Origin of the sequence: uncultured Methanobrevibacter sp. (genome assembly GCF_902770715.1) — an archaeon.
In the GTDB taxonomy this organism is placed as follows: Archaea; Methanobacteriota; Methanobacteria; order Methanobacteriales; family Methanobacteriaceae; genus Methanocatella.
Genome location: NZ_CACXTS010000041.1, coordinates 1 through 11,398, shown reverse-complemented (window position 1 = coordinate 11,398; position 11,398 = coordinate 1). Strand labels below are relative to the sequence as shown.

At 35.4% G+C, this 11,398-nt stretch carries 9 protein-coding genes and 1 pseudogene; 8 read left to right on the top strand and 2 right to left on the bottom strand.

The window, feature by feature from the left end:
• From QZU81_RS09535 to QZU81_RS09525, 3 genes and pseudogenes are all read left to right on the top strand, one after another.
• A pseudogene (locus QZU81_RS09535) lies at positions 1-745 on the top strand (molybdopterin oxidoreductase family protein); the annotation flags it as partial.
• A gap of 113 nt (positions 746-858) precedes the next feature.
• The gene (locus QZU81_RS09530) at positions 859-2,064 is read left to right on the top strand and encodes a Coenzyme F420 hydrogenase/dehydrogenase, beta subunit C-terminal domain (RefSeq protein ID WP_292827348.1); all 1,206 of its coding nucleotides are present in this window, start codon (positions 859-861) and stop codon (positions 2,062-2,064) included.
• Positions 2,065-2,233: 169 nt separating this feature from the next.
• Positions 2,234-5,536, top strand: coding sequence for a right-handed parallel beta-helix repeat-containing protein (locus QZU81_RS09525; RefSeq protein ID WP_295591524.1), 3,303 nt, complete (start codon positions 2,234-2,236; stop codon positions 5,534-5,536).
• A gap of 60 nt (positions 5,537-5,596) precedes the next feature.
• Here QZU81_RS09525 and moaA read toward each other — a convergent pair whose 3' ends face one another.
• Positions 5,597-6,526, bottom strand: coding sequence for a GTP 3',8-cyclase MoaA (gene moaA, locus QZU81_RS09520; RefSeq protein WP_295591523.1), 930 nt, complete (start codon positions 6,524-6,526; stop codon positions 5,597-5,599).
• A gap of 1 nt (position 6,527) precedes the next feature.
• Entirely contained in the window at positions 6,528-7,571 is a 1,044-nt protein-coding gene (mobB, locus tag QZU81_RS09515; protein WP_295591522.1) for a molybdopterin-guanine dinucleotide biosynthesis protein B, read from the bottom strand.
• 589 nt (positions 7,572-8,160) lie between these two features.
• Between mobB and QZU81_RS09510 the strand changes: the two genes are divergently transcribed.
• The 5 genes from QZU81_RS09510 to QZU81_RS09490 form a co-directional block, all read left to right on the top strand.
• Entirely contained in the window at positions 8,161-8,622 is a 462-nt protein-coding gene (locus QZU81_RS09510; protein WP_295591521.1) for a 4Fe-4S binding protein, read from the top strand.
• 1 nt (position 8,623) lies between these two features.
• Positions 8,624-9,721, top strand: coding sequence for a tungsten-dependent formylmethanofuran dehydrogenase subunit FwdF (gene fwdF / locus QZU81_RS09505; RefSeq protein ID WP_295591520.1), 1,098 nt, complete (start codon positions 8,624-8,626; stop codon positions 9,719-9,721).
• Between the two features lie 8 nt (positions 9,722-9,729).
• Complete coding sequence (locus QZU81_RS09500; RefSeq protein WP_295591519.1) at positions 9,730-9,960, top strand: ferredoxin family protein; 231 nt, start codon at positions 9,730-9,732, stop codon at positions 9,958-9,960.
• A 12-nt stretch (positions 9,961-9,972) separates the two neighbouring features.
• Positions 9,973-10,542, top strand: coding sequence for a molybdopterin dinucleotide binding domain-containing protein (locus QZU81_RS09495; RefSeq protein ID WP_067040048.1), 570 nt, complete (start codon positions 9,973-9,975; stop codon positions 10,540-10,542).
• Positions 10,532-11,398: formylmethanofuran dehydrogenase subunit B (locus QZU81_RS09490; RefSeq protein ID WP_295591518.1), on the top strand; the 867-nt coding region annotated here is incomplete at its 3' end. The genes QZU81_RS09495 and QZU81_RS09490, both read left to right, overlap by 11 nt.

Below are 11,398 nucleotides of genomic sequence, written 5' to 3'. Positions count from 1 at the left end.
ATTACCTGCAGCAGGTTGGGGTGAACAAGAAGGTACCTTCACCAGTGGTGAAAGAAGAGTACAATGCTTACACAAAGCACAAGAACCTCCTGAAGGCGCATGGTTAGATTGGAAAATCATGGAAGAAATCGCAGTCAGAATGGGTGTACCAAGAGCATTATTCCACTACGAAACTGCTGAAGACATCTTTGACGAAATCAGAGAATGTGCTCCTATCATGGCTGGTATGAACCGTGAAAGATTAGACACTCCTGAAGCACTTCACTGGCCTTGCCCATCTGAAGATGACCCATGTCAACCATTAATGCACAAAGAAAAATTCGCACACCCTGACGGATTAGGTGTTTTCCAAGCATTAGAACACAAAGGACCTGTTGAAACTGTAGATGATGAATACCCATTATTATTAACCACTACAAGAATCTTGTTCCACTATCACGCTGCTATGACCAGAAGATGTGAAACTTTATCCAACGAAGTTAAAACCGGATTCATCGAAATCAACAGTAAAGATGCTGAAGCAAGAGGAATTATTAATGGTGAAGTTGTAAGAGCATTCTCTAGAAGAGGAGAAATCGCAATTCCTGCTCGTGTAACCGATGACATCAGAGAAGGTATTGTAAACATTCCAATGCACTTCGTAGAATGTGCTGCAAATGTATTAACTAACTCCGATTCTTTCGACCCTAAATCTAAAATGGTTGAATTGAAAGCTTGTGCTATTCAAGTAGAAAAACTCCCTGAAGTTCTCGAAATGAAAGGAGAAGTCTACAAAGAAGGTACTGACACAGAAATTAAAGCTGAAAATATGGCAACTACCACCGTAAAAGTAGGTAAATAAATGAGGAGTAGATTTAAATGAGCGCAAAAATTAACGATATGTACTACGCATACTCTGCTATTGAAGATATCAAAGAAAAAGGTGAATACGGTGGAGTAGTAACTACTATCATGAAATACTTATTAGAAGAAGGTATCGTTGACGGTGTTGTAGGTGTAACCGAAGGTCACGATATTTACGATGGTGTTCCAACTCTTGTCACTGACCCTGCTGATGTAATCAAAACTGCAGGATCCATTCACTGTGGTACTTTAAACATTGCTAAATTCGTATCCAAATACTTAGATGGTGCAAGATACATGAAATTAGCTGTCGCATGTAAACCTTGTGACGCAATGACCATCAGAGAATTAATGAAAAAAGGAAAAATCATTGAAGAAAACGTTATTATGATCGGTGTAAACTGTGGTGGAACTATGTCACCTGTTCCAACCATGAACATGATTAGAGATGTATACGAATTAGATCCTAAAGACGTTATCAAAGAAGAAATTTCCAAAGGAAAACTCATTATGGAAACCGCTGATGGTGAAAAAGGTATCAAAATCGATGAGTTAGAAGAACAAGGTATGGGAAGAAGAGAAAACTGTCAAAGATGTAATCTCAAAATCCCTTCCAACGCTGACTTAGCTTTAGGTAACTGGGGAGTTATCGGCGAATTAGCTGGTAAAGCTACTTTCGTAGAAGTATTCTCAGAAACTGGTGCTGAAGTATTAGACAAAGTTATTGAAGCTGGTTTAATCGAAACCTGCGCACCAGAAGAAAAAGGTGTTAAAATCAGAGAAAACATTAACAACTTCATGCTCAAAGAATCCAATGAGAAAAAAGAAGTTGATTATGCAGGTACTACTGGAGACATCATCGATGTATTCTACCAATACGAAGACGAATTCTCCAAATGTATGAAATGTTACGGTTGTCGTGAAGCATGTCCATTATGTTTCTGTGAAGACTGCTGTCTCGAAGCTGAAGGTCCTGAATGGGTTCCTGGTGGATACACTCCTGCAGCTCCATTCTTCCACTTAACACGTATGGTACACATGGTTGACGCATGTACTAACTGTGGTCAATGTTCCGAAGTATGTCCATGTGAAATCCCTGTAGCTAAAGTATGGAGTACTGTAAACAACAAAGTAAGAGAAATCTACGGATACATCCCAGGTATGGGCAGTGATGACCCACTTCCATTCACTGATCACGTATCCAAAGCTAAATGGTTATAATAAGATTTTCTTATTATACACCTTTTTTTCTTTTTTTTAAAATTAATTTAATTTAATAATATAACTATTGTAAACTTTTTCAGACATTTTTAAACAATTTTTAGCCAATTATTTATACGTCTTTAATTAATAGTAATAAATAATGGGGATGTTTTGGGAGTTTTTTTTTATGAGAATTGATTTTAAAGTTATATTATTATTGCTCATCATATGCCTGCTTTCAATATCCGTTGTATCTGCAACTGAAGATGTGCAAAATGATATGCAAGCAACTAACGACGACAGTATAACGATTGATGGTGCTGTTCAATCAGCCAATGATGATCCTACTGAAGTTCAGACTGATGCAGAACTGAAAACATTGATTAGTTCAGCATCGGATAATGATACAATTGACTTAGATTGCGATTATGAAATTAAAGATACAACAATAATAAAAGATAAAGTGGGACTAATTATTGACGGGCATGACCACATATTGGACGGTAAAGGCAAAAACAGAATTTTAAAGGTTGATAACTCTATTAATGTGACCTTGCAGAATATTGTCTTTAAAAATGCCTATTTAAATGATAGTTCCGGAGCTGCAATTTGGGCTAAGGGATGTGCAATAACCCTTGTAAATTGTACATTCATTAATAATATGGCGCCTTCCGGCGGGGTATTTTACGCTAATCTAGGTGGAAATAAAATTATAAACTGTACTTTTGACAGCAATATTGCTAACCGAAGTGGTGGAGCAATTAATATAAATGGCGAGGGCAATACGATTATAGACAACGCCTTTAAAAATAATAAGGCCACTATTGATGGTGGAGCAATATACTTAAGTAATGGAAATGGGGAGGAAATCAAAAATAATATTTTCATAAACAACTCTGCATCAAGGCATGGTGGAGCAATTAACTTAAATCAAACAGGAGTTTCCATCTTCAAAAACAATACATTCATTGCCAATACCGCATCCAATATGGGTGGGGCTGCAAGAATCATAATCTCTAATTCCAATGGAAAAACAACCATTTCAAATAACAAGCTCAAAAACAATACTGCAGGAAACGGTGGTGCATTACATATAGCTGGAAGCAATGTTGAAATAAGTGCAAATGAATTTGACAACAACAGAGCTGCCTCAGGTTCTGCAGGTTCCATCCACGTTAATGGAGATAATGTGGGAATTCTAAATAACAATATCACAAAATCATATGCAGAAAAGAATGGTGGGGCAATTGTTGTTAAAGCCGGCACTTCCATAAAGATTCAATCAAACAATATTGCCAATGTGGATGCCCAAACTGGTGGAGCAATTCATGTAGAAAGCGGTGCAGCAACAGCCGACTCCAATAATTTCACCAAATGTAGCGCAACAAACAAAGGAGGAGCAATCAAAGCTGACACCAGAACCATAATAACTTGCAATAATTTCAAAGACAATACTGCAAAAGAGGGATCAGACATATTTATTTACAATGGTGATAACTCTCAAGTCAAAAATAATTCCTTTGCTGATTTTAATTCAAATTCCCTAATCACTTATGGAAATGTTGATATTCAGGATAATGACGGTCTCGATGATTCATTTGCCGGTTTGCAAATCATGATTAAATCAGCAAAAGCAGGTAAAGAAATAACTTTAACTTCTGACCCTCAGCGTGGCGATTTTGCTGAGGGAGGCATTGTCATTCAGAATCCAATTACAATAAATGGAAATAACCACATATTGGATGGCGAAAAAAAGGGCAGAATTTTTGTTGTCAACTCTGCTCAGGTAACTTTAAAAAACATCATTTTTAAAAATGCTAAGATTTCCGATGGTGGAGCTGCAATTTTGAGTAAAGTAGGTGGTTTAACCATAATTAATTGCACATTCATTGATAACCAAGCAGAATATGGCGGTGCACTTTACGCTAGTTCAGGTGGAAATACTTTTATAAACTGTACTTTTGAAAGAAATGTTGCTACTAAAAGTGGTGGAGCGGTTAATATAGATGGAACTAATAACAATAAGATTATAAATAACACCTTTAGGAATAATAAGGCTAATACTAATAATGGTGGGGCCATTGTTATCACCGGAAATAATAAAGGAAACAATTCAATCAAATGTAATTCATTTGAAGGCAACACAGCAAAGTATGCTGATGGTGGAGCATTATACTTGGATAAAGGTATTGGAAATAAAATTGAAGATAATGCATTCAAGAATAACCGGGCAAGAATTGGTGGGGCAGTTACCTTATATGAAAGCGGCTATTTCACTCTTGTTAACAATATATTTACAGAGAATAATGCAACTTCCATGGGAGGGGCTTTAAGAGCAAATATTGTCAATTCAGAAACCAAATCAACCATTTCAAACAACAAGTTCAAAAGCAATACTGCACAAAACAGTGGTGCATTGCACATTGACGGAAGCAATGTGGAAATAAACAAAAACGAATTTAATGGAAATGAAGCTACACAAGGTTACTCTGGTACTATGCAGATTAATGGAAATACCATAAAAATCTTAAACAATGATATTTCCAATACAAACGCTAAAACCAGTGGTGGAGCAATAGTGGTAAAAAAAGGTACTTCTATAACAATCCAATCAAATAATTTTACTAATGCAAAGGCTAGAGATGGTGGAGCAATCCATGTAGAAAGTGGTGTGGCAACAATCAAATCCAATAATTTCATCAAATGTGGTGCTTCAAATAGGGGTGGTGCAATTAAAAGTGATACAAAAGTCATAGTCACCGAAAATACTTTTAAAGGCAACACCGCTACCGATAGGGGATCAGACATATTGATTTATTATACTGGCAGTAAAATTTCTCAAATAAAAAATAATGACTTTGCCCCCTATACCTCTAAGTCAATAGTTACTTTTACTGTGCCTCTTAAAATCCAGGACAATATAGGATTTAAAGAACCAGTCAAAATAGAGACCTTGAACAAGAACTATGCTGTTACAACTACTGCAAAATACTTGACCGTTGTCCTTAAAAATTCAAGAGGAACTGGAGTTTCAGGCAAAGCCATTACCATTTCACTCAACGGCAAAACCTACACAGGCAAAACCGATGCAGATGGTAAATATAAAACAAAGATTGCAATTTCTGCAATCAAAAAATACTCCTGTACAGTCAAATTTGCAGGTGACAAAACTACTTGTGCTAAAACAAGCACATTCTACTTATATGTAAATAAAGCAGCTACCAAAATAAGCTCACCTGCAAAAACATTCAAGAAATCAGCAGTTAAAAAAGTTGTCGTAACCCTTAAATCCGGCAAGAAAGTGCTTGCAAAGAAAAAAGTTTCTATAAAAATCAATGGTAAAACCTACAAAGGCACTACAAACAGCAGAGGTAAGGCAACCATTAAAATTAAAATAACCAAAAAAGGTTCTTTCAAAGGAACCCTGAAATATGTAGGTAACAAAACATATAAGGCATGTACAGGTAAAGTCACTGTTAAAATCAAATAATTTTGGCTAAATGCCAAATTTATTTTTCTTTTTTTGAGTCTTTAAAATATAAAAATAAGATTAAGAGTTGAACGGTTCACGCTTGTTGATACCATTTATGAAAATTTCTTCTAGTTTCTCTTCACTTTCACCATTTCTGATATGTGAAATCAACTCTACAAGATTATCATTTCTAAGTAAGCAAGGCTTTATTTTCCCATCGGGTGTTATCCTTAATCTGGAGCAATTTGCACAGAAGGTAGAGTTGTCAACCGGTCTGACTATTTCGATTTCTCCATCGTTTATGTAATATTTTTTACGGCCTTGCATAAATTTACGTTCTCGCACATCATCAGCTATATCAGCTAGTTTATTTTCAATAGAATCTAATGGGTAGTGATATTCAGCACTGAATTTATCATCATCACAGTTTTCACTTTCAATCAATTCTATCAACTGAAGAATGATTCCATGATCCTTACAGAAATTAAACATATCTTTAACTTCATTACTGTTAATGTCTTTCATGATGACCATGTTTATTTTAACGGGGTATAATCCTACTTCAACAGCTTTCAAAATACCGGCTTTTGCTTCATTTAAATAATCCATATTTGTAACAAATTTGTAGGTGTCATGATTTAATGTATCTAAACTAACATTAACTCTGTCAAGACCCGCATTTTTCAAATCTTGAGCATATTTTTCTAGAAGCACACCATTTGTAGTAAGTGATATGTCTTTGAAATCTAAACTGGCTATCTTTTCAACTATTTCCACAATGTCTTTTCTAACTAGAGGATCGCCACCGGAAAGCCTAATTTTCCTAACTCCAATTTTTTTGGCAACTTTGCAGATAGTATATAATTCTTCAGGTGTCATTTCATCTTTTGATGAAACCATTCCGTCATGATGGCAGTATATGCAGTTTTCATTGCATCTATTGGTAATTGTGATTCTTAGTGAAAGAATCGGTCTTTCATATTTGTCCTTGACTACATTTTCCAGCATATTATCCTTCTTCCACATTTATTTTTATTTCATGAACTTCTTCATCTTCAAGTTTTAATGAATTGATTATTGCATAGATAGTTTCTTTTAAAATTCCCTGGGTGAATTTATTGATTTCAACATCATGGTCATTTGTTTTAAGCAATATATCTGATTTTGTTAAATCTCCGTCGACAATATTTGAGATTTCAAAATCTATTTTTTTGACATTGTCTTCGGTTTTAATGGAATTTACCATCGCTTTAATGGAATTTGAAACGATTTTGGTTGTAAATTCATTTATTTCGAGATTTTTATTGTTGATTAGGATAGTGCAATTTGCATCAATCGGATTTTGAGGATTTTTTTTGTTAGGAACTATCAGCTCAATCTTTTCAATGTCTTCAACATCATAGTCATCGAGGTTCAGTGTGTTGATGACCCCAATCACGCTTTGCTTTAAATAGTCACTTACAAACCTGTTAAGGCCGACTACATGGCCATCGACGGATAGGTAGCTATGAATCTCATCCAAATCATCAATAGTCAAGTTTCCTTGGCGAATTTCACGGGCAATCGCTTCGCCATTGTTGAATCCGCAATTGTTTGCAAACAGTGTGTCAACAATGTCATGGCCCCTTTCTTCAATCAGGTCGGCCAGTTCGATGATACCTTCTTCGTCAATTGTAAAGGAATCCACTTCCTTGATTGTGTATTCATCTCGTACGTTAGGGGAAGTAATTATTTTCGGATAGTTGTAGCTTTTGTATCCTTCAATTATGACGAAATCGAATTCATCAATATGTTTCAGCAAAAACAGTATCCTGTTAAGATCCATTTCCTGGCGGGCATTGAAAAAAGTGGTTGATCCGACACCTACAACAAGATTTGCACCTGCCTGCTTGTGTTTCCAGGTATCGGTGTTTTCCTTGTCCATTTCTATGGAGTGGTGCGAATGCTTGATGGAAGCTATATTATAGCCCCTTTTTGTTAGCTCTTCAATAACTTTAACGGTTAGTGAAGTTTTCCCAGTATTTTTTTTCCCGACAATAGATACTATTTTCATTTTGTTTTCCCCTTACAATAATATAGGTTTTTGTATTAATTATATTTTTTTGATGGGGATGTGTAGTTACTACACATTCTTGTTAAATGACATATTTTCTTTACATAATTTCATAGTTCCATGATGCAAAATTATGTTTATTTTTTGTAGATTTAGGGAAAGAATTTTGATTTAGGTTTTGCAAAAAAATTGGATATAATTCGCTATATTGCTTGGATTTTGATTATTTCGCGTTTTTTCAAAAATGATGTGTAGTTACTACACATTTTAGGTTGTCCTAAAAATTTTTTTAATATTTTCATGATTTTTTAATACTTTTTAGGTAGATTTTTATTACGAATTTTCAGAAAGTTTATACTTTTTATTATAATATTAGACCATACCTTTTGTTGTTTTTACTTAAACTAATGAATATTTATTTTAAATATTAATATAGTTATGATATTATGATATAGCTTATTTAGCGCTATTTCAGACGCTATCTTAAAGTTAAGATGTGTACTATTACCACAGTAATATATAAGTATTTCTATTTAATTCTAGTAGGCAAATATATTTATATAAGTAAATATAATTTATATCATTACACATGGTGGTTCAAATGCCAAAACATATTGCGTCTGGTTTGAAATATTTGGCTGCGGTCAAATTAAAGGATGCTGGTAAAAGTCACCAAGAGATTGCTGACGAGTTAGGTGTTGACCGATCTACAATTTCACATTATCTGAACGGTAGAAACTTGTCTTGGAACTCAATTGATGTTGCAAGAACAATCATCGACTTGTCTCCAAGGGATTTCTTGAGAATGGCTGAAGCATTGTTTGATGAACCAGAAAAGAGTCGTAAAATTGTGAATATTTGCAGAGAAAGAGATTTCGAAGTAAGTATAAAAGATTCTTGTATTGGTTGTGGATTATGTGTAAATGCATGTTCGATGAAAGCTATCAAGCTGGAATCGTTAACGGCACATGCAGACTCCATACAATGTTGCGGTTGTCAGCTTTGTGAAGATGAGTGCCCAACTAATTCAATAAAAATTTTGGAGATTTAATATGATTAGAAATTTAAAAGAGGTTAAAGACAACAACTTTGACATCACAAGGGATGCGGAAGAAGTAAGAAACTTGTCTTTCAAAGACCACATTTGTATTGGATGTGGAATTTGTGAATCTACTTGTCCTGTTGAAGCAATTACCTTAAATGAAATTGCTATTGGCGCACGTCATAGAATTTCTAACGATGTCTATTTCAGTGGACACGAAAAAATTGCTCAAAATTTCCACGAAGACTTTGATGTTCAAAGAGTAACTATTGACGAAGGCAAATGTGTATTATGCGGTATGTGTAGTGGATTATGTCCTGTTGATGCTTTAGAATTAACTATTGACGGAGTACCTATCAAAGAAATTGAAGCATATCCTCATTACAACGCTTTCTCAGAAATTGATGATGATGAATGTATTTACTGTAAAAGATGTGAAGTTGCATGTCCTCGTGATGCTATCGTCATTGAAAGAGTTTTACCAAATCGTGCTGATTTAGTAACTGGTGAAATCGAAGTAGATGATGAAGAATGTATCTACTGTGGTATATGTCAAGAATTATGTCCTGCAGAAGCTATCGTTGTTGATAATGAAACTGGTAAAGAATCCATTGTTATTGACAAAGATAAATGTGTATATTGTCTTGTTTGTAAAAAATCCTGTCCTACCACTGCTATTAAAGCAATTTGTAGAGCATGTAACTACGGAGAATATGATTTAGATCCTGCAAAAGCTGCTGTTACTGGAAACTCAATCATTGATTCAGAACTCTGTGTATACTGTGGATGGTGTGAAGGAGTTTGTCCTACCGATGCAGCTAAAGTCAAAAAACCATTTGAAGGCAGCATCGAAATCGATGATGACAAATGTCAAGCTTGTGGAGCTTGTGTAGATATCTGTAAATGTAATGCTTTAGCATTCCCAGTATCTTCCGGTCCAGGTTCTAGAATGGAACATGTTACTGCTTATCCAGATTACTGCGTAAGTTGTAAAGCATGTGCAAAAGCATGTCCTAACGGTGCAATTACTGTAAAAAGAACTGCTGTTGACCACACTCCTACAAAATCAGCTACTTGGGCAGACGCTTTAGAAGCAATTAAAGACTAGGTGATTATATGGAACTTAAAGTTAATCAAGATAATTGTTTAGGATGCGGGATTTGTGTAATTGCATGTCCTGTCAATGCAGCTATCAGTCCTGAAAATGCTGGTGGTAATGGTGCAAAGACTGAAGAAGTTGTTATGATGGTAGAAAACGGATTCATCAAACTCTTTAGTCCTGAAAAATGTGAAGAATGTGGAACATGTCAAATGTTCTGCCCAGTAAATGCTATATGGTTAGAATAGGGGGATTATTATATGCATTATGCTAATACTTATTTAGAAAAACCTGTAGTACCTGATGTAAAAATCACTGGTGAAGGAACAACTGATGTTTTAAAATGTATGTTAAACACAGGATCTGACATTTACCAAGGTGCTTGTAAGAAAAGAGGATCCACCTTAAAAGAAGAATACAAAAACGCTTCTGGAACTTGTTACATGGATCCAAGAGATATGGCAAAATTAGGTGTAAACAACTGGGATACCGTACTTGTAAAAACCGATTTCGGTGAAGTAGTAGTAAACTGTGCAGTATCAAGAGATGCACCTCACGAAGGTACCGTATTCATTTGTAAAGGTCCATGGGCTAACACTATTGTAAGTCACGATACTTACTGTTGTTCTGACCCTACTTACAAAGGTATTCGCTGTACCGTAGAAAAAACAGACAGAAAAGTTTTACTCATGGCTGACTTAATGAGATGGGTATACAAAAAATACGTTGATGAAGAAGATGACGATGTTGTAGAAAACATGGAATCTTTAGGTGAATTACCTGTTTATCACGGACGTAAATGGGAGGAGTTGATTGATCATGACTTATGAACCACCTGTAACTGATTACGATTACATTGTTGAAAACTGTACCTGTGCATTCTGTGGTTGTAACTGTGACGACTTAGACTACTTAGTTAAAGACAATCACGTAGTTGCTGTAAGACACGCATGCAGATTAGGTGCAAGTAAAATTATGGAAGATATGGATCAAAGATTACTTGTTCCAATGATTAGGGATGAAAACGGAGAACTCAAAGAAGTTGACTGGGATACCGCTTTAGACAAAGCTGCTGAATATATCGCTAATTCCATCAGACCAGTATTTTACGGTTGGTCTGAAACCTCTACCGAATGTATGAGAGAAGGTGTATTATTAGGGGAATATATCGGTGCAGTTTTAGATAACCAAGCTACTATCTGTCACGGTCCTTCCCTCCAAGCTGTACAAAACGCAGGTTACCCTATTCAAACCTTAGGGGAAGTTCAAAACAGAGCTGACATGATTGTTTACTCTGGAAGTAACGCTATGAACTCTCACCCAAGACACTTAGCAAGATACGCTGCATTCTGTCGTGGATACTTCAGACAAAGAGGAAGATTCGACAGAACCGTTGTAACTATGGATCCAAAATTCTCCGATACTGCTAAATGTTCAGACAAATGGATTGGATTTGAACAAAACGGAGACTACGGTTTCTACAATGCTATCAGAGCTGTTCTCAGAGGAAAAGAATTATACCAAGACGTAATTTCTGGAATTCCTAAAGAAGACATTTACGAATTAGCAGAAGAAATGAAAAACGCTGAATTCGGTGTTCTCTTCTTCGGTTTAGGTTTAACCCACACATTATCAAAACAAAGAAACATTGATATTGCAATTAAAATGGTACAAGACTTAAACAAA